Origin of the sequence: Mycobacterium sp. SMC-11 (genome assembly GCF_046250095.1) — a bacterium.
GTDB lineage: Bacteria > Actinomycetota > Actinomycetes > Mycobacteriales > Mycobacteriaceae > Mycobacterium > Mycobacterium heraklionense_A.
Genome location: NZ_CP176430.1, coordinates 3,476,491 through 3,496,741, shown reverse-complemented (window position 1 = coordinate 3,496,741; position 20,251 = coordinate 3,476,491). Strand labels below are relative to the sequence as shown.

The following is a 20,251-nucleotide window of genomic DNA, read 5'->3' as shown; positions in this document are numbered from 1 at the left end:
TTCTGCGCAGGCGGTTTGAGCCGGGGGCGCGGTGGGCACCTACACCGACATGTCCGCTCGTACCAGCCTCGATTCCATTGGCTCGCTGGCGATCGCGGTATCGGCAGTCGGTGCCGCGATGCTTTTGACCCCCGGCGTTCCCGCCGCGAGGGCGGCCCCGTGTCCCGACACCGAGGTGGTGTTCGCGCGCGGAACGGGTGAGCCACCGGGCGTCGGCCCGACGGGCCAAGCGTTCCTCAATGCACTGAACGCCCGCTTGGGAACAAGCCCAGCCGTCTACGCGGTCAACTATCCGGCCAACGACCACTGGGATACCGGGGTCGACGGTATTCGGGACGCCGGTGCTCACGTCGTCTCCCGCGCGACCAGCTGTCCCCGAACCAAGATGGTGTTGGGCGGTTACTCCCAGGGCGCGGCCGTGATGGGTTTCGTCACCTCGGCCCAAGTGCCTGACGGGGTCGACCCGGCGACCGTGCCCAAGCCACTGGAGCCCGACGTCGCCGATCACGTGGCCGCGGTCGTGTTGTTCGCGATGCCCAACGAACGGGCGATGAACTTCCTCAAGGAACCCACGATCGTCATCGGTCCGCTGTATCAGGCAAAGACCCTGCAGGTGTGCGCCGTCGAGGACGCGGTGTGCTCCGACGGCATGAACTTCGCGGCGCACGACAGCTACGCCGGGGACGACGCAACGATGGTTCAACAGGGGGCCGACTTCGCCGCCCGCCAGCTGATCCAGGGCCGCGTGGGATAGCGCACTGACACCCCGCCGACATCGCCGACGACGGTGGCGGCGCGAGCAGATCCGGGTCTCCGACCCTGACGAGGTGCGGCGTCGCAGCCGGGGCCATCGGTGCATTCGCGCTGGTCTTCACCCCCGAAGTCGCTGGAAGGCGGCTCCCCGGGTCGGGGCCGGCGGTGGAGAGTGAAGCACGGGCCCGCGAAATCGCCGGAGGGCGCGAGGGCTAGTGGACGTGCCGGAAGCCCTGCACGCCGGCCAGCGCGTCGGCCACCGACGGCGTCGTCGGCACAGCGTTGCCCGGGTCGCAGATTCGCAGCAGGCGTGACACCACGTCGCCGGGCACCGTCGTGCAGTAGACCATGGCTTCAGCGCAGCGGTCGGTGATGGTTTTTAGGGCTGAAAAGCCAGCGGTACCAATGAATTCCAGATCATTGAGGTCCAGCACCAACCACTCGCAGTAGCCCGCGCAGCGTTGCACGTAGTCGGCCAGTTGACCGGCATTGGAGGCGTCGAGTTCACCGCCCACGCTGATCACTGCTCCAGAGCGGCCCCACCGGGTGACGGAACGGGCCGTGCGGCTTGCCCAGGTATCGGACGGGGGAAGGGAATGTATTCGGTTCGCCGGGAACACCGATCCGGCGGTTTTCAAAGCGGGCATTGAATTACTCCATCAGTCGAAACTCGTACTGTGGATCGCGTCGATGCGAGTTACACCTTCACGGATGAGATGCAGGGAGTGGGCCTCCCTGGCTAGCGTGGTTGACGCGTCTTTCCGGGTGGCTGTGAACTCAACCTGCTAACGAACGTACGCCGATCTTCGGCGCACTGCAACGATTCGGTAACGGTAGTTATCCTGAGGGCCCCCGAATTCCCTTGCAGCAAACCGCTTCGGGGACCTTTTCCACGTTTAGGCGCCGGTGTCGCGGGTAACAACCGGTTATGGCATTTCCGCAGACCACCCAGCGTTCGCTGCTCGTCTGGCATGTGCACGGGTCGTGGATGGACTCCTTTGTCGCCGGCGAACACCGCTACCTCATTCCGGTCAATGCCCCGCGTGATCCCGACGGGCGGGGGCTGTGCGGTCGCGACTGGCCGCGGGCGCAAGAAGTGCCGTTGGCCGAATTGCGCGACCAAGACATCGACCTGGTGGTACTGCAGCGACCCCACGAGCTGGAGCTCACCGCCCGCCTGCTGGGTCGCCGGCCCGGAATTGATGTTCCCGCGGTCTACGTCGAGCACAACACCCCGCGGCCGTTCGTGGTGGAAAGTCTGCACCCGATCGCGGACCGCGACGACATCCCGCTGATCCACGTCACTGCGTTCAACCAGCTGATGTGGGACAACGGCCGGGCCCCCACCACGGTGATAGACCACGGAATCGCCGACCCAGGCCATCTCTACACCGGCGACATCGCCGCCGCCGGTGCATTGATCAACGAACCGCTGCGGCGGTGGCGCATCGTCGGTGCCGATCTGCTGGGCGCGTTGGGGCAATCCGCTCCGGTCGACGTCTGGGGGATCGGCACCGAAGACCTCAACGATCCGGTGCATCGGTGCACGGGTGTCGTCGGCCGCGGCGATCTGCGCACCGATCAGCTGATGAAGGAACTGGCGCATCGCCGGGTCTATCTGCACACCGCGCGCTGGACGTCGTTGGGCTTGTCGCTGCTGGAAGCCATGTTCCTGGGAATGCCGGTGGTGGCGGTGGCCTCCACGATGGCACCGATGGTGGTGCCCCCCGAGGCGGGCGTCGTCAGCGCGGACCTCGACACTTTGCGGACTGCGCTCAGCGGGCTGGTCGCCGACCGCTATCTGGCCGAGGTGGTCGGCAAGGCGGCCCGCAACTACGCCACTGAACACTTCGGCCTCGACCGATTCCTGCGTCAGTGGGACCAGGTCATCGAGGCGCAATGCAGCGCCGCGAGTAGCGGGGGAGTGCTGCCGTGAAGATCGCAATGATTTCCGAACATGCCAGCCCGCTGGCCGCGCTGGGTGGAGCCGACGCCGGCGGCCAGAACGTCCACGTCGCCGAGCTGTCGGCGGCACTGGCCCACCGCGGCCATGATGTCGACGTCTACACCCGCCGCGACAACCCGGATCTGCCCGAGCGGGTGCGCACCGACCAGGGCTACACGGTGGTTCACGTGCCCGTGGGGCCACCGCGCCAGGTGCCCAAAGACGAACTGTTGCAATATATGGTCGCCTTCGGGCGGTACTTGGACGCGCAGTGGGACCGCGAGCGGCCAGACATCGCGCACGCGCATTTCTGGATGTCCGGGATCGCCGCGCAGCTGGCTGCCAAACGCCGCCGGGTGCCCACGGTGCAGACGTTTCATGCGTTGGGCGTGGTCAAGCAGCGTCACCAGGGGCGCCGCGACACCAGCCCCGCCGAACGGCTGCGGCTCGAGACCCGCGTCGCGGAAGAGGCGACCTGGGTGACCGCTGGCTGCAGCGACGAGGTTTTCGAGCTGATGCGCCTCGGCCGAGATCGGTTGCGAATCTCGGTGGTGCCATGCGGTGTCAACGTGGAGCAGTTCTCCCCGCGCGGTCCGATCGCAGAACACTCGGGGCGGCGGCGCATCGTTGCCGTCGGCCGGTTCGTCCCCCGCAAGGGATTCGACACGGTGATAGAGGCGTTGACCACCGTGCCCAGCGCTGAGCTGGTGATCGCCGGCGGACCCCCGCAGGCCGAACTCGACACCGTTCCGGAAGCCTGTCGGCTGCTCAAGCTGGCCGCCGACCTCGGTGTGGCGGAACGGGTGTCGCTCTGCGGCTCCGTTGCCCGCGCCGATATGCCGGCGTTGCTGCGGTCTGCCGACGTCGTCGCATGTACGCCTTGGTACGAGCCGTTCGGCATGGTGCCCTTGGAGGCGATGGCGTGTGGGGTGCCGGTGGTGGCGTCGGCGGTGGGCGGGATGCTCGACACCGTCGTCCACGACCTGACGGGCCTGCTGATACCGCCGAAGGACCCGCGCGCCTGTGCGAACGCGATCAACGCCATCCTGCGGAATCGCCGCACCGCGTCCAGCTTTGGCAAGGCCGGGCGAGAACGGGCCCGTTCGCGGTACTCCTGGGATCGGATCGCCACCGACACGTTGCGGGTGTACGACCGGCTTCTACCGGCGGCAGCGGCCGGACGCATCACGGCCCGGGCGTCGGGTTCGTGGTAGTGGCCTGACCCCCATGTAATGCCTGAGGATTACCTGGCAGGCCGTTCGGCTCCGGCACAGATTGTCGTCCGCGACGTTGAAGTGGTTGATGCGACTGAGCAATCGGAGGAGCATGGATGCACCTAGCGGGGGACCTGGGCGGAGCGAAGACATGGCGGTGACGAGCCGCAACGACATGATGCGCGACGTGGCGGAGTTGGTGCAGACGTTGAATCAGCGCTCGCGCGTCGAATCCGAGGGCGCGCTGGACGAGTTGCTGGTGAACCTACTCGCGCACATGTCCTGCGCCCAGCACGCCGGAGTCACGCTCACCACGTCTGTCGGCGACGTGCAAACCCTTTCTGCGACAGACAGGTACCCGGCTGTACTTGATGACATTCAGCGCCGCCATCGGGAGGGGCCGTGCCTGGCCGCGGCGTGGAAGCACCACGTCATTCGCCTGGATGACATCTCCAGCGAGGAGCGCTGGCCGTCGTATTGCCAGGAGGTCGCGGACACGACACCGATCCGGTCCATCCTGGCGTTCGAACTGTTCACCGGTGAGGACACCACGGGTGCCTTAAACTTCTACGCCCAGTCCGCCAACGCTTTCGATGATGATTCGGTGGAGTTGGGTTTGGTCCTGGCCACCCACGCCGCGCTGGCCTGGCACATGGTTCGTCGCGACGAACAGTTCCGCAGTGCGCTGGCCTCGCGCGACGTCATCGGCCAGGCCAAAGGCATGCTCATGGAGCGCTTCGACATCGACGCGGTGCAAGCTTTTGAGCTGCTCAAGCGACTGTCGCAGAATACGAATACTCCGCTGTTCGGGGTGTCGCAGCAGCTGGTGGGCCGGCAAGGTTCCGGTCAGTGAGGCCACGGCCGGCGGTCGTGCGTCAACGGACTGACGAGCCTAAAGTCGATTCTCCGAACCGAGTACTGCCCATACAGCTTTGCCGGTCGGAGCGGGAGTGCTGCCCCAAGCGCGGCACAGCGCACTGATCACAGCCAGTCCAGACGTCCGGTCTGCGCCACCTGCGGCGGTTTCGTGCAGAACAGCCGGAGCGTTGTTGGAATCTTGTACCGCGATGGTGACTCCGGAATCAGAGTTCTCCAATAAGACCGTCGGCGGACTCTGGGTATGCCGCAACACATTTTCCACCAACACATCGATTACCACCTTCGCGGTTGGGATCAGCTGATCCAGTGACCATTTGGACAACCACTCGGCTACGAACTCGCGTGAATAGTGCAAGCTGCTCAGCCGACGCGGCAGTTCGGTTCGGATCCTTTGGCGAATGGGCTTGAAGCGCCCCAGTGATCCCAATGCGCTTTCAACGGTGAGATGCGCCGGGACATGTTGTGTTACCCCGGCTTTCGTGATCTGCGCTGCCACGTCGGTTCGCCCACAGATCAAAAGAATCGGGATTTCGGGCCAAACGCTGACATACCAACGAGCGCTCGAGAACGCCGACCACGCAGAGGGAGCGGGGACGTGCAGACAGCTGACGTCGACCAGTACCGCCGGTGGTTCGTAGAACGCCGCCTTGATCACGCTATCGCGCAGTTCGAGGTAGGTACTGCTGTCCAGGGTGCCAACGACGGTCAATAGGCACACCCCGCCCAGAGTGCTAGCCTCCACCCTGAGCCGGTCCGCAGTCATCGCAGGCGCTCACCACCTTCCACCTGAGTGGCTACCCACCGGCGCCGGCAACCTCACCTTTGGTGGCGGATGGAGTTTTCAACTCACCGTTAGAAGTGTGTGGTCCAGGTCGGAGAGCACCTCGGCAGGCAGCCTGCCGGTGAAGGCAGCCAGGAACCGGGCTGCCAGGTCACGTACCTTGACGTTGGTCTCCTGGGAACGCCACACCAGGATGTCGAACGCGCGCTCGGCGGAGATGCCGTAGGCGACCATCAGCACGCCCTTGGCCTGCTCGATCACCGCGCGCGATTCGGCTACCTCGGAGACCGCGGCGCTGACGTCGGCCTGCAAAACATCGGTGACGTCCACATAGAAACCGGCCGTGCCCGTCACCGTGCCGTCGTCGTCGAGCATGCGATCGCCGACCACGATCACCCAGTGCTCCTGGCCGCCGGTGTCGATGATCCGATGCCGGCTGCTGAAGGACTCGCCTTGAAGGACCCGCTCCAACACCGCGGCCACCTGGGCGCGGTCCTCGGGATGTTTGTGCTGTAGCAGCAAGTCGGTGCTGGGTGTCACCGTGCCCGGCTCATAGCCGTGCATGCGGGCGACCGTATCCGACCACTCCCAGCGTTGCTCGCCGAGCCAGTACCGGAACCGGCCGACCCGCTGCGGCTCGCCGTGACCGACTACCAGATCGAGATCACTCTCGACCTCGTCGTCGCCAATCGGCGTCGTAAATGAAGCGTTGACATCCCCGACCACCGCATACCCGCCTTCTCGTACCCCAACAGTATGAGCTGATTCCAACGGCCGGCGGGCAAACCGCGGCCTGGAATCGCAGGAATGAACGCACACGGGCTATCCAGGCCGGCGCTGCGTCCTGAACGCCCTAGCGACGCAACTATCCACAATTTCCAGACGCTGCGCAACCACCACCGGGTTTTCCCGTCGGCCGTGCCGGGTACGCGCTGTGACAGGTGTGTTCCAGCAAAGTGGACCGCCGCTGAATATCGACTCGATGGAAGGAGTCAGAAGTGAAGCTCTCCAAGACTGCAGCCAAGACGGCCGCCGGCGCGGCTGGAATCGCGGTGCTGAGTGTTCTCTCCGCGACCACCGCCATGGCCGAGCCGGCGATCCAACCGTTCGGCACGCCCGAACAGCTCAACGACGGGGCGATGGCAACGTCCTACACGGTCAGCAACCTGGGACCGGCGAGCGTCACCATTCCGGGCTACCAGCCCCGCGGCAAGCTGTATCAAGCTGACGTGACCGCACGTGCCGACCGCGGAACGGTGACCCCGGTCGTGTCGGACTTCAACGCCAGGGCGGCCAACAGTGACACCTACCGCGTGATCAACACCGTCCCGACGCCGGGCGGCATCAATCCCGGGCCGATCGGCCAGGGGGCTGCCGCCAACGGCAAGATCTACTTCGATGTCACCGGCCCGCCGCCGGACGGAGTGGTCTACAACGACGGCGTGCAGGACGTGCTGATCTGGACCAGCAAGGCCTGACGCCGAACCGAGATGGGCCCGATCGGGGGTCGGGCCCATCCGGATGTGGTTGCTCTGCGGTACAGCGTCTTAGGGGCGTGGAGTTCGCCGAGCACAACTTCGCGCAGAGGTTTGAGAACTCCCGCCGGTAAGGACGAAGTTCGTCCACAATGTTTACGCCCAGGCTTCCGGGGTAAACGTCCTCAGCACGCGCCATTGACGACGCGTCAGCGACAGACCTATCAGGAGGACATCATGGGCGTGCGGGGCATACCGGGCAAGACGCTGGGCTCGATGGCAGCGATCGCAGCTATGGCGGGGGCAGCAGTCGTGGTGGTGGCGGGGCCGGGTTCGACTGGCTCGGCGAAGGCAGACCCGGACTTGGAAGCCACGACAGTATCGAGCACCACGAGCTCAGCGACCACCACGATCTCGGGAACCACATCTGCCAGCGCCCCGGCAACCGGGAACTGAACAGCATCGCCTTCTCGGGTCAGGTCTGCAATCGTTGCCGCAGCAGCGACTTGCCCTCCTCGGCGCCCTTGCGGTTCGCCGTATGGGCGCGCCGAAGCAACTCGGCCAGCTCCGGTCGCCGGTGCGATCCGCATCGAAGACGCAGAGGTCTAGCCGCAGCGCGTTCCGAACCGCTAACCACGATTAGCCACCGCAACGGCGGGTATGTCATGACTCATGACGACCCTGGGTTACGCGTTGTCCTGCGAGGAGTTCCACCCCAACGAGCTGGTTCGCCAAGCGGTCCGGGCACAGCAGGCGGGCTTCGAGGCGCTGTGGATCTCCGATCACTTTCACCCGTGGAATGACCGGCAGGGCAACAGCCCGTTCGTATGGTCGGTCATCGGCGCGCTGTCGCAGGCCTGCGCACTGCCGATCACCACCGCGGTCACCTGCCCCATTGTGCGGACCCACCCGGCGGTCATCGCCCAGGCGGCCGCGACCAGTGCCGCGCTACTCGAGGGCCGCTTCACGTTGGGAGTCGGTACCGGGGAGGCGTTGAACGAACACATCACTGGCCGACGCTGGCCCACGGCAGCCATCCGGCGCGGCATGCTCGACGAGGCGGTCGCGGTGATCCGTGAACTGTTCACCGGCGCGCAGGTCAACCACCATGGGCGCTACTACACGGTAGAGAATGCCCGGCTCTATACCCTGCCGCCGCAACCGACTCCCATCTATGTCTCGGGATACGGTCCGCACTCGGCGCGACTGGCGGGTCGGATCGGCGATGGCTACCAGTGCAGTATGCCGGCGGCAGAGCTGGTGTCGGAGTTCCATCACGCCGGCGGCATCGGCAAGCCCGCCCAAGCGGGGTTCAAAGTGTGCTACGGACCGTCGAAAGAGGATGCGGTGCGTACCGCGCACGCCACCTGGCCCATTGAGCAGCTACCCGGCGAACTGGGCCAGAACCTTTCCACGCCGGTGCATTTCGAGCAGGCGTCGAGTTTGGTCACCCCCGAGGCGGTGGAACGATCAGTGCCTGCTGGGCCGGACGCCAAACCGTATCTGGACCGGATCCGCGAGTTCGCCGACGCCGGCTTCGACGAGGTATACGTTCAGCAGATCGGAGCAGACCAGGAGAGCTTCTTCGCCTTCTGGGAATCCGAGATCGCGCCCGAGCTGGCGGCGTCGGCGTAATGGTAGCGACGAAAGAGCCAGGGGCGCAGCGCTATCTACCGGAACGACGGACGCTGGGGGCGCTGCGTGAGGCGGCTGCGCAGTGCCGCGGTTGCACGCTGTACCGCGACGCGACGCAGACCGTGTTCGGCGAGGGGCACCGGGGTGCGCCGCTGATGCTGGTCGGTGAGCAACCCGGCGATCACGAGGATCTCGAGGGCCACCCTTTCGTCGGCCCGGCCGGGCGATTGCTGGACCGTGCGGTACGCGACGCCGGCAAGACCCGGCGCAGGTGTATGTGACCAACGCGGTCAAGCACTTCAAGTTCACCCGCCGCGAGGGCAAACGCCGGATCCACCAGAAGCCGGGCCGCACCGAGGTGGTGGCGTGCCGGCCGTGGCTGATCGCCGAGATCGACTCGGTGCGGCCGGAAGTGGTGATCTGCCTGGGCGCCACGGCCGCACAGTCGTTGCTCGGACCCTCGTTTCGTATCTCCACCGGACGCGGCGAGCTGCTGTGCCTGCCTGGCCTAGCCGGGTCCAACGGCCGGCCGCGGGTCCTGGCCACGGTTCATCCCTCGGCGGTGCTTCGTGACCGCAGCGACCAGCATGCGCAAGCCTACGAAGCATTCGTCGACGACCTGCGGATAGCCCGCAACGCCGTGACCGGAGGTAGCGCACCGCTGGTGCACCCCGCCGTTTGACAAACCCGGTGGCGGGTAACCGTGTGCGTGTTGAAGGGAGCAACCAATGCCGAAAACCGCGGACTTCATCCTCGATAGGCTGCGTCAGTGGGGGGTGCACCGGATCTTCGGCTACCCCGGTGACGGCATTCTCTCGATGGTCGGCGCCTTGGACCGGGCCGGCGGAGACCCCGAACTCATCCAGCCGCGCCACGAGGAGATGGCGGCTTTTATGGCCACCGGCCACGCCAAATTCACCGGCGAGCTCGGGTGTTGCTTGGCCACCTCGGGCGGCGGGGCGATCCACCTGCTCAACGGGCTCTACGACGCCAAGCTGGACCACCAGCCGGTGGTCGCGATCATCGGTCAGCAGAAGCGGATGTCGCTGGGCGCGGCCTTCCAGCAGGAGATCGACCCGAACTCGCTGTACAAGGACGTCTCTTCGGACTTCGTTCAAACCTGCATGGCGCCGGTCCAAGCTCGCCACCTGGTGGACCGGGCCTGCAAGGTGGCGCTGACCAATCGGACCGTGGCGACCATCATCCTGCCCGAGGACGTCGCCGAGGAAGAGGCGGTCCCGTCACCGCCACGCCAGCATGGGGCCGTCTTCAGCAGTGTCGGGTGGACCAAACCGCGGATGATCCCGCCGCAGCACGAGCTGCGCAAAGCCGCCGAGATCCTCAACGAGGGCGAGAAAGTGGCGATCCTGGTGGGCGCGGGAGCCGCTGACGCCGCCGACGAAGTGGTCGAGGCCGCCGATCTGCTCGGCGCCGGTGTCGCCAAGACGTCGTTGGGACGCGCCGCGCTGCCCGATGAATTGCCGTATGTGACCGGGCCGATCGGACTGCTGGGCTCCACGGCCAGTGAGGCCATGATGTCGGGTGCCGACACCTTGCTCATGATCGGGACCAGCTTCCCCTACGCCGAGTGGTTGCCCAAAGAAGGGCAGGCTCGCGGGGTGGAGATCAACCACGACGGCCGGATGATCGGGGTGCGCTACCCGGTCCAGGCCAATCTGATCGGTGACTCCAAAGACACTCTGGCCGAACTGATACCGCTGTTGAACCGCAAGAAGGACCGGTCCTGGCGGCGCAAGATCGAAAGCGAAGTGGAGACCTGGTGGCGGGTTCTCGACGACCGGGCCCACGATAAGGCCAGCCCGCTCAATCCCGAACTGGTGGTGCACGAGCTCGCCAAGCGTCTGCCCGACAACGCCGTCGTCACCACCGACGCGGGGTCGGTCGCCAACTGGTGGGCGCGGCACCTGCGGCTGCGGCGCGGCATGGCGGCCTCACTGGCCGGGAACCTCGCGACCATGGGGCCCGGCACTCCGTATGCGATCAGCGCCAAGCTCGCTCACCCGGACCGGCCGGTGATCGCCGTCGTCGGCGATGGCGTCTTTCAGATGAATGGGATGGCCGAGATGATCACCGTGAAGCGCTATCTGGACCGGCTGTCTGATGGACCGCTGATCTTCTGCGTATTCAACAACCAGGACCTCAACCAGGTGACCTGGGAGCAGCGGGCCATGGGCGGCGAGCCCAAGTTCGAAGACTCGCAGATGATCCCGGACGTGCCTTACGCCGAATTCGCCAAACTTCTCGGCTTGACCGGAATTCGATGCGACAGCCCGGATACGATCGGCCAGGCCTGGGACCAGGCGCTGTCCGCGCCCGGTCCAGTAGTGCTCGAAGTCGTGGTGGACCCCGATATTCCACCGGTCCCACCGCATATCGAAAAGATGATCGCCAAGAACACCGCCAAAGCGATCATCAAGGACCCGGACCGCGTAAGCGTCGTCACCAAGGGTGCTAAGCAGAAGATGCACGAGTTCACCGAGTCGGCCAAGCAGTCGGTGCGCGACATCCGCAGCAAGAACGGCGGGTAATCGCCGATGACCACTTTGGGGGTGCCCGGCGCCCTGAGTCGCCGGCCGCCGCACCTAGACGGTGTCTACGTGCCGCAGGAGGATTCGCATCTTCTCATCGAGACCATGGAACGCACGGGGTTGGCCCGCGCGGCCCGGGTGCTGGACCTGTGTACCGGCAGCGGGGTGGCGGCCATCGCGGCGGCCGAGCTGGGTGCACAGAGTGTCACTGCGTTCGACATCTGCCCGCGAGCGGTTCGGTGTGCCCGGGATAACGCGCGCGCCGCCGGTGTCGACGTAGTGATTCGCCAGGGACCGTGGAGTGGCGCATTGCGCTGTGCCCCCTTTGATCTCGTGGTAGCCAACCCGCCTTATGTGCCCTCACCGAGCGGCGGTGGGCCTATTCCGTCGGCGGGCGGTCCGGAATGGTCGTGGAACGGCGGCGTCGACGGGCGGGTCGTGTTGGATCCGCTCTGCCGGTCGGCGGCGGCGCTGTTGCGCAGCGGCGGTTCCCTGCTGCTGGTGCAGTCCGCCCTGGCTGACGTCGCGCACTCATTGCACAGCCTGCGGGAATCGGGACTGTCAGCCGAGATCGCCGCCGTCCGAAGTATTCCGTTCGGACCGGTGCTCTCGGCGCGCGCCGGCTGGCTGGAATCCACCGGCCGGGTATCGAACGGCTGTCGTGTGGAACAACTGGTGGTGATCCGGGCGGATAAGCCATGACGACTCCGGACAAGAGGCTAGTTCGGCCGATTCGTAACGGCCCGGTCCTGGTCGCCGGTCCGGTGCGCATCGAGACCCCCGAGGGGGTCATCGAATCCGATCGCTTCATGGTGGCCATCTGCACCTGTGGGCGCAGTCGCAACTATCCACTGTGCGACACCAGCCATCGGCGTCGGAGAGTGCCAGACCGTCGAACCGACGCGGACGTCGTCAAATCCGAGTAGCTGTCGGCGGTTGCCTTATCGGTCGGCGTCGTAGTCGTCGTCGGGGAGCGGAATGCTGATGGCCTGATCGATCAGATCGGCCGGGTTGGCTTCGGTGTCGTCGGCGTTTTGCAGGACGGCCGGATCCAGCCCCCCGTCGTCGCTCTCGTCGGCGGGGATCCGCTGCTCGGCGAGATCTGCCTCCGGAACGTCTTCGGTCGCCGGTAGCCGTTCAGGGTTGGTCATCATGACCCCTTTCGTTTCCGCGTTCGGGGCGGGTCGGCGCGTTGGGCGGCAAGCAGTGCATAGTCCGTTTTCAGTTGGGAGTTGTCCGATCGCAGCCGGCTGTTGTCGGATTCCAGCCTGGTGTTGTCCGACTCCAATCGGGCGTTGCGCGCCTCCAGGCCGAGGATGGTCCCGATACCTGCCACGTTGATGCCGATGCTTACCAGCTCCGTGATCCGTCGAAGCCGCGCAAGATCGTCATCGCTGTAGCGACGCGTCCCACCCGCGGTGCGCGCCGGGGTGAGCAGGCCGCGGCTCTCGTAGAGCCTCAAGGTCTGCGGTCCGATACCCGACAACTCGGCCGCCACCGAGATGCCGTATACCCCAAGCCCGGATCGGGCATTCATCTCGTCGACCACTGTGCATCCGTTTCCACTCGTCGAAAAATCTCTCGTGCACCCTCTTGCAGGAACCTACCACCGGTGCTATATAAAAATCTATGCCGACAGACATAGATGATCTGTCGCAGATCTAGGAGGTGGAGATGATGTTGATGCGTACCGACCCGTTCCGTGATCTCGACCGCTGGACCCAGCAGGTACTGGGCACCGCGGCGCGGCCGGCGGTCATGCCGATGGATGCCTGGCGTGACGGCGACCAGTTCATCGTCGAGTTCGACCTACCCGGCGTGGCAGAGGATTCCCTGGATCTCGATGTCGAACGCAATGTGCTGACGGTGCATGCCGAACGTCCGGGGCTGGATCAAAGTCGCGAGATGGTGTCTGCCGAGCGGCCCCGCGGTGTGTTCAGCCGCCAGCTGTTCCTCGGTGACAATCTGGACGCCGGCCAGATCCAGGCCAGTTATCAAGACGGGGTGCTGAGGCTGGTAATTCCGGTCGCCGAGAAGGCGAAGCCCCGGCGGATCAAGATCGCCAGCAGCCACGGCGAACGGGCCATTAACGCCTGATTGCGAGAGGCCGGGCGGCGGCCTGCTAACCGGTGAAGGAGGTGTGCGCGATGACCACCGACACTTTGACCGCGGAGGCGCTCGACGAGGCGGAGAGCGTTGTGCGCGCCGAATGGCTGCGCCTGTTGACCGCCGCAGTGCCTGGCCGCTGGACCGCGGTATCCACCGACATGCCCGTCGCCCGGCCTCGCCCCCCGAAGCTCCTCTTATGCGGCGCCGCGTGCGAGCCGCGTGATGCCTCGTTGCCGTCCGGCCGCCGACATCGGTCGGCCACGCGGCGGCGCACCAGGAGAGTATGGCCGACGCAGCGGTCCCCTCCGCGACGCAGCCGGGCGGTGAATCGTGCGTCGCTCACAGCTATCCGACGATTGTGAGTGTGTTCGACGCAGACCGGGGACTGCGCGCGCATCGCCACGTAGGTGGCAGCGAAATACGCTGAGCCGCACACGATGTCACCGCGGATGTCGACGGGGCCACGCTGCCGTCACTGCTCTCTCCGGCAGCGGGCCTCGCCGGCCTGACCGACGGCGATCAGCACGCCTTACGTCGTCGTCTCGATGCGGATGTTGGCGAACTCCAGCAGGTTGACCAGCCGGTGCACGACTGCTCGGTCGCTGCGCAGTAAGGCCCTTCGGCCGTGGGCGGCGCAGTAACGGTCGAGCAGGCAGAGCTGCCGGTGACCGACGAATTCCAGTTCCCGCGCATCGATCTCGAGGGTGTCGTGCGACAGCAGCGGCAGGACCCGCTGCAGGGTGGTCAGGAACAGCGGCTCGCTGGCGGCGTCGAGTGTGCCGGCCAGTGCGATCGCGTTGCGCCCAGCGGGCTGCGCATACAGTTGAAACGGCACCGAACCAGGTCCGGCCGCCGGGTGCAGGCACAACAAGCCGGCTGCGGCGTCACCAAGTTCGGCCACGTTGTAGCCGCACATCACCGCAACCGGCAGGGTCGAGATTCGCCGATCACCGAGGAATTCCAGAGCCGCCTGCGCGTCGCGCTGTGCGGGTGTGCGCACCACCGGCGTGACGTCGATGACGATACGTAATCCGCTGTAGCCGTCAGCGACCGCGGCGACTGCAGCCGTCGCATAACGCTCGGTCATACGCTCGGCGTCGACGACCCCACCTTGGAACAGGAAGTGCTCCGGCACGGTCTTGACGTGTACCTCGCGGGCGTCGTTTCCGAGGCCGGCCGCGGCCAAGGCGGCCCGCATCGTGGCGGGGTCGTCCGCGCCGACATAGCCGACGCGTTGGTCGAGGTTCAATCCATCCGCGACGTATTCCGCAGCGCGGAACAGGAACTCCCCGGGATCCCGGTATTCCCAGCCGATGTGGCCGAACTCGCCCGACCGGTCCGCCCGATACGCCCTCATCACGCCGACTTCCTCATCCGTAGATGCGCTTGCACCGTGGTTCCGCTCGCCGCGGTGTGAATGCGTACCAGGTCGGCGGTCGCGTTGACCACGAACAGTCCGCATCCGTGGTCGTAGTCGCTGATAAGCGGCCGCCGCCCGGCCAGTCGATCGGTCAAGCGGCCGGCATTGCGTACCTGACAGATCAATTGGTCGCCCGCTGCCCACAGCAGCAGCGTGCACGGGCCCCGGCCATGCTGCAGGCTGTTGGATGCCAGCTCGTTGACGACCAACTGCAGATCTGCGACATCGGCGGCGGCGAAACCGAACCAGCGGGCGTACTTGGCGGCGAACTGACGCGCGCCGGCCAGATCGGTCAGTCGGTGCAAGGTGCAGCTTGCCGCCGTAGCACTGCCCGGCAGTGGCTCGTTGTAGCGCTCCCACGCGGCGTCGGGAGCGAAGCCGGAACTGGTGCGCTCCGGGTACCCGGAATGCCCCAGGCTCGGATGCGTGATCTCGGCGTCGACGAGCATATCGGAGTCCAGATGCGTTGCGTCGTAAGGGCAGAGCATGGTGAGGTCTCGACCGGTGAACGCCTCGTTGACCAACGCCTCATGTTGCACGCAGGCCGGGTACTCCAGGTTGGACCGGCCGCTCCAGATCGGCTCGCTGACCATCCGTATCGGTCCCGAAGGGTGTCGGGCTGCAAACGCCCCCAGCACACCACCCAGAATGTGAGCGGGGTTGCGCCCGACCTGGGTCATATCGGACAGGCTCGCCGACTCGGCTGCGCCGGCCGGCAGGGCATTGCGCACTAGCGAGAGGTTTGGTTCTGGCACCGCCACCAGGATCGGGAGACCGGCGGCCACGGCATCGGCGACGTAGGGCACCAGGTAGTCGAGATAATCCTGTGGGGAGCGGTAAAACAGCGCGATATGCCTGAAGGAGCCGCGATCAGCGTCGGCGGCGACAGTCATCGAGTGTGCCCCTGTCATCCAACGCGCCGAGCTGCCTCGACCCCGACTGTGCGAGGCGCGGTCCCAATGTTTGCGCTATCCCGCAGGTTGGCATCAATACCAGTAACGCCGACCCGCGACCGGACGACCGACGGCGCCCAGAATCCACAGTGCGGCGCCGACGATCAGCAGAATGACGCCGATCGTCCAGAGGATGTTGATCTTGAAAATGAGCGCCAGAATAAGCAGGATCACTCCGAGGGCAATCATCACCAATCCCTTCTAGACAATCAAACCGACCGCACCAAGCGAAGAAGGTTGCGGTAAATGACAATCGGACACAACCGGGTTGAACCCGAGGTAGTTCAATGGGCCCGCCAATGTGGTGACAGCGATGGTTCCGGCAGTTGCGCAACTCGTTTGACTGCCGTGGAAATAGTCGCGCTGCCATGCCGCAAAGACGCCGATCAGCAGCCAGATCAGCACAATCGTCCCGGCCAATCCACCGAATCGCATCCGTCCTCCATTCATCTGTACCCCGATCAATTCCCCGTTCGACCGCTGTCGAAACCTGGCAGACCTCACGCGAGCCGGGCGATGTTTGACCGCGAAGGCGGCGGGGTACTGCCGGGATTCGGCGGAACATCGGCGAACGAACGGGGGCGCAGATGATGTTGCTGGAAACCGGCGAATCCGGTGTGCGGGCGGGCAGTCACGCGGAGTGGATCGGCGAAGCCGGTGACATTGTCGATCGGATGCTCCGCAACGTCGCGCATGGCCGCTTCGAAAGATCACTATCGGCGATGACGGCGTTCGCCGCGATCGTCACGACCGCCGAGATCTATCTCGAGCATTACAAGGCCGGCTTCGGCAACAAGTGGATGTGGAGCCCGGTCCTGGTTACACCGCCGGTGGTGGTCGCCGGGATCGGTGGGGTGTTCTCGCGCCGCTGGGCCAAGCGCTGGCTGCCGTTGACCGCAGGGGTGTACGCCGCCAACGGCCTGCTGGGGGAGTACCTGCACGCTCGCGGGGTGTCGCGTAAGCCCGGCGGCTGGAAGATGGCGTCCTACAACGTTCCGATGGGGCCGCCGATCGCAGCGCCCGGCCTGATGGCGATGGTCGGCGGGATGGGTTTGCTGGCCGCGGTGCTGCGCCGCGAACGCTGAGGGGCCGGCAGCCATGGCCGACACCTCCCGCCCCGACCACCTGCCGAACTTACGGGCCGATCGCCAACCGCCGCATCCGTCGCGGCTGCCCCGGCAACGCCGCGGCGTCACGCCGCAGATGATCGGGCGCTATCCAGACTTCGACGTGCTCGCGTCCAAGGACCGCTGGGATGAGGCCACCAGGAAAGTGGTGCTGGCCCGGCTGCAGCCGCCGGGTCCGCTGCGGTTCTTCGCCGCGGCAGAGGAGCCCACCCTGCGGGCATTCTGTGACATCGTGCTGGCACAAGACGCCGAACCGCGGGTTCCGGTAGCCGAATTCGTCGATGCCAAACTGGCCGACGGTCAGCTGGACGGCTACCAGTACGCCGATATGCCCGACGATCGGGACACCTGGCGTCTGGTGTTGCGCGGCTTGGACGAAGCCGCCGGGCAGCGGTACGGCAAGGCGTCGTTCGCTCAAGCCGAGATCCCCACCCAACTGGCTCTGGTCGACCAGTTCTCGCGAGGCCGATTACAGGGCGGCGCCTGGTCGCGGCTGAACGAGACTCGAGCATGGTCGGTGTGTATGCGGATGACCCTGTCGGCGTTCTACTCCCATCCCTGGGCGTGGAACGAGATCGGCTTCGGCGGCCCGGCCTACCCGCGCGGTTTCATGCGATTGGGCGGTCCGAGCGGTCCGGCGGCGGTGCGTGAGCCGTTCGAAACCCGCGGTGCCATCGACAAAGACCCGGTTGAACTGGTGCAAGAAGAGGATTCGTAGTGGGCGACTTCTGGCGCGGCCTGCTCAAAGGATCGCTGGGCCCACCCGACAACGACTCGCGGTTCCTGCTGGACGTGCAGTCGCGGGAGCTGCCCGGCGAGAAGACGATGCGCCGGTATGCAATCGATGACGAGGTCGACCTGGTGGTCATCGGCGCCGGAGCCGGGGGATCGGTGCTGGCGCAGCGACTGGCACGGGCCGGCTGGCGCACCGTGATCATTGAGGCAGGACCGTTCTGGCATCCCGACACCGACTGGGTCTCCGACGAAGCCGGAGCGCATCCGCTGTACTGGACGCAGAAGCGCATTATCGGCGGCGACGACCCGATCGAGTTGGGCAAGAACAATTCCGGTCGGGGCGTCGGTGGCTCGATGGTGCATTACGCCGGTTACTGTCCACGCTTTCACCCGAGCGATTTGCGGACATTCAGCCTTGACGGCGTCGGTGCGGACTGGCCGATCGCCTACGAGGACATTCGTCGTCACTACGAAGTACTCGAGGCCGAATTGCCGGTCGCGGGGCAGAACTGGCCTTGGGGGTATCCGCACCGTTACCCGTCGTCGCCGCACCCGATCTCCGGTGCCGCGTCCAAGCTGTGGGAAGGCGCCCGCAATCTGGGTATCGAGATGCGGGTGGGTCCGGTCGGAATCGTCAACGGCACCTTCGGAAACCGCCCGCACTGTATCTACCGTGGCTACTGCTTGCAGGGCTGCAAGGTCAACGCCAAGGCCAGTCCGTACGTCACCCACCTGCCCGACGCGCTGGCACACGGTGTGGAGATCCGTGCGGACTGCATGGCCTCGCGCATTGAACTCGACGACACCGGAGCGGCGCGTGGCGTGGTCTACTACGACAACAACGGTGCCGAGAACCTGCAGCGCGCAAAGGTCGTGGCGGTCGCCGGGTACTCGATCGAAACCCCACGGCTGCTGTTGAATTCGACCAGCCCGCGGTTCCCGCACGGGCTGGGGAACAACTCCGATCAGGTCGGCCGCTACGTCATGGTCCAAGGCGCTGCGCAGACCGCGGGCCGATGGCCGCAGGAGCTGCGGATGTATAAGGCCCCGCCGCCGCAGGTGACCAGCGAGCAGTTCTACGAAACCGACACCGCCCGAGGATTCGCCCGCGGATTCTCCATCCAGACCGTGTCGCCGCTGCCGATCGGCTGGTCGGAGCACGTGCTCGCCGACGGACACTGGGGCCGAGCGATGCGCGAATATATGCGCGACTACAACCACTGGAGCACGATCGGCGTGCTCAACGAACTGCTTCCCCTCCCGAACAACAGGATCACCCTGGCCGACGAAGTCGATGGCTACGGGATCCCGGTGGCCCGAATGGACTACACCCGCTGTGACAACGACAAGGCCAATATGGCCTACTCGACCCGGGTGATCACCGACATCCTGCATGCGGCTGGCGCCCAGGACGTATTGACCATCCAGCGCTACGCCCATCTGATCGGCGGCGCTCGGATGGGCACTGCGCCGGAGAACTCGGTCGTCGATGCTGACCACCGGGTGTGGGGGGTGCCCAACCTGTTCATCTCGGACGGCTCGGTCTGCCCGACGCAGGGATCTGCCAACCCGGCGCTGACCATCATGGCGCTGGCTTCTCGGCTCGCCGAACGTCTTGCCGGCAAGCGCATCTCGCAGAAGGGAGCCCAGATATGACACAGACCGTTGTCGCCACCGGAGCCAGTGCGGGGATCGGCCGGGCCGTCGCGCAGTTGTACGGCAAACGTGGCGCCAATGTCGCCCTGCTCGCGCGCGGTGAAGCAGGCCTGCGCGGCGCGGCGCGTGATGTCGAAGAGGCCGGGGGCACCGCGCTGCCCATTCCCACCGACGTCGCCGACCCCGATGCGGTGGCGGCCGCCGCCGATCGTGTCGAGGCCGAATTCGGGCCGATCGACACCTGGATCAACGTTGCCTTCGCATCGGTCTTCGCGCCGTTCACCGAGATCGGGCCCGCGGAGTTCAAACGCGTGACCGAGGTCTGCTATCTCGGATTCGTCTACGGCACCATGGCGGCGTTGGCCCGAATGAAACCCCGCGACCACGGCACGATCGTCCAGGTGGGCTCAGCACTGGGGGAGCGGGCGATCCCGCTGCAGTCGGCGTACTGCGGCGCGAAGCACGCCGTCAACGGCTTCACCGAATCGGTGCGTTGCGAGCTGCTGCACGACGGCTCGAAGGTCAACATCACGCTCGTCCAGATGCCGGCGGTCAATACGCCGCAGTTCTCCTGGGTGCTGTCCCGGCTTCCCCGCCACCCGCAACCGGTGCCACCGATCTACCAGCCGCAGCTGGTGGCCAAGGCGGTGTTGCGGGCCGCCGACCATCCCCGACGCAAGCAGTACTGGGTGGGCGAGAGCACCGTAGCCACCTTGCTGGCTCAGCGCTTCGCGGCGCCATTGCTCGATCGCTACTTGGCCCGCACCGGCTACGACTCGCAGCAGACCGGCGAGCGGGTCGATGGCGACAAGCCGTACAACCTCTGGCAACCGCTCGACGAACGGCCGGGCAGCGACCACGGTGCGTGCGGGGCGTTCGACGACTCCTCGCACGCGCACAGCCCGCAGATCTGGGCGTCCCGGCACCCTGGACTGGTCGCCGGCGCCGCGACCGCCCTGGGGATGGCCGGAGCCGGCGTACTGGCTGCGCGGCGGCCGCGATGACCCGCACCCGTTGAGC

General features: G+C 66.0%; 24 protein-coding genes and 2 pseudogenes. 17 read left to right on the top strand and 9 right to left on the bottom strand.

Annotated features, from left to right (window positions below; translation table 11 throughout):
- Positions 1-49: 49 nt before the first annotated feature.
- The gene (locus ACKY0X_RS16630; protein WP_409426929.1) at positions 50-754 is read left to right on the top strand and encodes a cutinase family protein; all 705 of its coding nucleotides are present in this window, start codon (positions 50-52) and stop codon (positions 752-754) included.
- An 80-nt stretch (positions 755-834) separates the two neighbouring features.
- Positions 835-969 (top strand): annotated as a pseudogene (locus ACKY0X_RS16625) (MFS transporter); the annotation flags it as partial.
- Here the strand turns inward: ACKY0X_RS16625 and ACKY0X_RS16620 are convergent.
- Positions 966-1,400 carry an STAS domain-containing protein gene (locus ACKY0X_RS16620; RefSeq protein WP_409426928.1) on the bottom strand — a complete coding sequence of 145 codons (435 nt, stop codon included), beginning with the start codon at positions 1,398-1,400 and terminating at the stop codon, positions 966-968. The pseudogene ACKY0X_RS16625 and the gene ACKY0X_RS16620 sit on opposite strands and share 4 nt — an antisense overlap.
- A gap of 281 nt (positions 1,401-1,681) precedes the next feature.
- Between ACKY0X_RS16620 and ACKY0X_RS16615 the strand changes: the two genes are divergently transcribed.
- The 3 genes from ACKY0X_RS16615 to ACKY0X_RS16605 all read left to right on the top strand — a co-directional run bounded on the left by ACKY0X_RS16615 (position 1,682) and on the right by ACKY0X_RS16605 (position 4,765).
- Positions 1,682-2,689, top strand: coding sequence for a glycosyltransferase (locus ACKY0X_RS16615; protein WP_409426927.1), 1,008 nt, complete (start codon positions 1,682-1,684; stop codon positions 2,687-2,689).
- Positions 2,686-3,912, top strand: coding sequence for a glycosyltransferase (locus ACKY0X_RS16610; RefSeq protein ID WP_409426926.1), 1,227 nt, complete (start codon positions 2,686-2,688; stop codon positions 3,910-3,912). Before ACKY0X_RS16615 ends, ACKY0X_RS16610 begins: the two co-directional genes overlap by 4 nt.
- A gap of 151 nt (positions 3,913-4,063) precedes the next feature.
- Complete coding sequence (locus tag ACKY0X_RS16605) at positions 4,064-4,765, top strand: GAF and ANTAR domain-containing protein (protein ID WP_409426925.1); 702 nt, start codon at positions 4,064-4,066, stop codon at positions 4,763-4,765.
- A 39-nt stretch (positions 4,766-4,804) separates the two neighbouring features.
- Here the strand turns inward: ACKY0X_RS16605 and ACKY0X_RS16600 are convergent, their stop codons facing one another.
- Entirely contained in the window at positions 4,805-5,554 is a 750-nt protein-coding gene (locus ACKY0X_RS16600; RefSeq protein WP_409426924.1) for a sulfate transporter, read from the bottom strand.
- A gap of 78 nt (positions 5,555-5,632) precedes the next feature.
- Positions 5,633-6,298, bottom strand: a complete 666-nt coding sequence (locus ACKY0X_RS16595; protein WP_409426923.1) for a PAS and ANTAR domain-containing protein — start codon at positions 6,296-6,298, stop codon at positions 5,633-5,635.
- Positions 6,299-6,570: 272 nt separating this feature from the next.
- On the opposite strand from ACKY0X_RS16595, the gene ACKY0X_RS16590 reads away from it, so the two are divergent.
- The 7 genes and pseudogenes from ACKY0X_RS16590 to ACKY0X_RS16560 all read left to right on the top strand — a co-directional run bounded on the left by ACKY0X_RS16590 (position 6,571) and on the right by ACKY0X_RS16560 (position 12,157).
- Positions 6,571-7,050, top strand: coding sequence for an MPT63 family protein (locus tag ACKY0X_RS16590; protein WP_409426922.1), 480 nt, complete (start codon positions 6,571-6,573; stop codon positions 7,048-7,050).
- A gap of 195 nt (positions 7,051-7,245) precedes the next feature.
- Positions 7,246-7,503: a hypothetical protein gene (locus ACKY0X_RS16585; protein WP_409426921.1), complete on the top strand. Its 258-nt coding sequence runs from the start codon at positions 7,246-7,248 to the stop codon at positions 7,501-7,503.
- A 216-nt stretch (positions 7,504-7,719) separates the two neighbouring features.
- A complete protein-coding gene (locus ACKY0X_RS16580) occupies positions 7,720-8,682 on the top strand; it encodes a TIGR03557 family F420-dependent LLM class oxidoreductase (RefSeq protein WP_409426920.1) in 963 nt (320 codons plus the stop codon).
- A pseudogene (locus ACKY0X_RS16575) lies at positions 8,682-9,364 on the top strand (UdgX family uracil-DNA binding protein). Before ACKY0X_RS16580 ends, ACKY0X_RS16575 begins: the two are co-directional and overlap by 1 nt.
- Before the next feature lie 46 nt (positions 9,365-9,410).
- Complete coding sequence (locus ACKY0X_RS16570) at positions 9,411-11,231, top strand: thiamine pyrophosphate-requiring protein (RefSeq protein ID WP_409426919.1); 1,821 nt, start codon at positions 9,411-9,413, stop codon at positions 11,229-11,231.
- A gap of 6 nt (positions 11,232-11,237) precedes the next feature.
- Positions 11,238-11,933, top strand: a complete 696-nt coding sequence (locus ACKY0X_RS16565) for a HemK2/MTQ2 family protein methyltransferase (RefSeq protein ID WP_409426918.1) — start codon at positions 11,238-11,240, stop codon at positions 11,931-11,933.
- Positions 11,930-12,157 carry a CDGSH iron-sulfur domain-containing protein gene (locus ACKY0X_RS16560; RefSeq protein WP_409426917.1) on the top strand — a complete coding sequence of 76 codons (228 nt, stop codon included), beginning with the start codon at positions 11,930-11,932 and terminating at the stop codon, positions 12,155-12,157. Before ACKY0X_RS16565 ends, ACKY0X_RS16560 begins: the two co-directional genes overlap by 4 nt.
- Before the next feature lie 15 nt (positions 12,158-12,172).
- Here ACKY0X_RS16560 and ACKY0X_RS16555 read toward each other — a convergent pair whose 3' ends face one another.
- Positions 12,173-12,385: a hypothetical protein gene (locus ACKY0X_RS16555; RefSeq protein ID WP_409426916.1), complete on the bottom strand. Its 213-nt coding sequence runs from the start codon at positions 12,383-12,385 to the stop codon at positions 12,173-12,175.
- Positions 12,382-12,768, bottom strand: a complete 387-nt coding sequence (locus tag ACKY0X_RS16550; RefSeq protein WP_409426915.1) for a MerR family transcriptional regulator — start codon at positions 12,766-12,768, stop codon at positions 12,382-12,384. Before ACKY0X_RS16550 ends, ACKY0X_RS16555 begins: the two co-directional genes overlap by 4 nt.
- Positions 12,769-12,905: 137 nt before the next feature.
- Here ACKY0X_RS16550 and ACKY0X_RS16545 point away from each other — a divergent pair, with 137 nt between their 5' ends.
- A complete protein-coding gene (locus ACKY0X_RS16545) occupies positions 12,906-13,328 on the top strand; it encodes an Hsp20/alpha crystallin family protein (protein ID WP_409426914.1) in 423 nt (140 codons plus the stop codon).
- A 541-nt stretch (positions 13,329-13,869) separates the two neighbouring features.
- Here ACKY0X_RS16545 and ACKY0X_RS16540 read toward each other — a convergent pair.
- From ACKY0X_RS16540 to ACKY0X_RS16525, 4 genes are all read right to left on the bottom strand, one after another.
- Positions 13,870-14,697, bottom strand: coding sequence for an MEDS domain-containing protein (locus ACKY0X_RS16540; protein ID WP_409429670.1), 828 nt, complete (start codon positions 14,695-14,697; stop codon positions 13,870-13,872).
- The gene (locus ACKY0X_RS16535) at positions 14,697-15,653 is read right to left on the bottom strand and encodes an anti-sigma factor RsbA family regulatory protein (RefSeq protein ID WP_409426913.1); all 957 of its coding nucleotides are present in this window, start codon (positions 15,651-15,653) and stop codon (positions 14,697-14,699) included. Before ACKY0X_RS16535 ends, ACKY0X_RS16540 begins: the two co-directional genes overlap by 1 nt.
- Positions 15,654-15,746: 93 nt before the next feature.
- Positions 15,747-15,905, bottom strand: a complete 159-nt coding sequence (locus ACKY0X_RS16530) for a hypothetical protein (protein WP_409429781.1) — start codon at positions 15,903-15,905, stop codon at positions 15,747-15,749.
- Positions 15,906-15,914: 9 nt separating this feature from the next.
- Positions 15,915-16,148: a hypothetical protein gene (locus tag ACKY0X_RS16525; RefSeq protein WP_109413498.1), complete on the bottom strand. Its 234-nt coding sequence runs from the start codon at positions 16,146-16,148 to the stop codon at positions 15,915-15,917.
- 239 nt (positions 16,149-16,387) lie between these two features.
- On the opposite strand from ACKY0X_RS16525, the gene ACKY0X_RS16520 reads away from it, so the two are divergent.
- The 4 genes from ACKY0X_RS16520 to ACKY0X_RS16505 are packed head-to-tail and all read left to right on the top strand — an operon-like array spanning position 16,388 to position 20,235.
- Positions 16,388-16,798, top strand: coding sequence for a hypothetical protein (locus tag ACKY0X_RS16520; RefSeq protein WP_409429669.1), 411 nt, complete (start codon positions 16,388-16,390; stop codon positions 16,796-16,798).
- Positions 16,799-16,811: 13 nt separating this feature from the next.
- Positions 16,812-17,558, top strand: a complete 747-nt coding sequence (locus tag ACKY0X_RS16515; protein WP_409426912.1) for a gluconate 2-dehydrogenase subunit 3 family protein — start codon at positions 16,812-16,814, stop codon at positions 17,556-17,558.
- A complete protein-coding gene (locus ACKY0X_RS16510; RefSeq protein WP_409426911.1) occupies positions 17,558-19,231 on the top strand; it encodes a GMC family oxidoreductase in 1,674 nt (557 codons plus the stop codon). The genes ACKY0X_RS16515 and ACKY0X_RS16510 overlap by 1 nt, the downstream gene beginning before the upstream one ends.
- Positions 19,228-20,235 carry an SDR family oxidoreductase gene (locus tag ACKY0X_RS16505; protein WP_409426910.1) on the top strand — a complete coding sequence of 336 codons (1,008 nt, stop codon included), beginning with the start codon at positions 19,228-19,230 and terminating at the stop codon, positions 20,233-20,235. Before ACKY0X_RS16510 ends, ACKY0X_RS16505 begins: the two co-directional genes overlap by 4 nt.
- Positions 20,236-20,251: the final 16 nt, after the last annotated feature.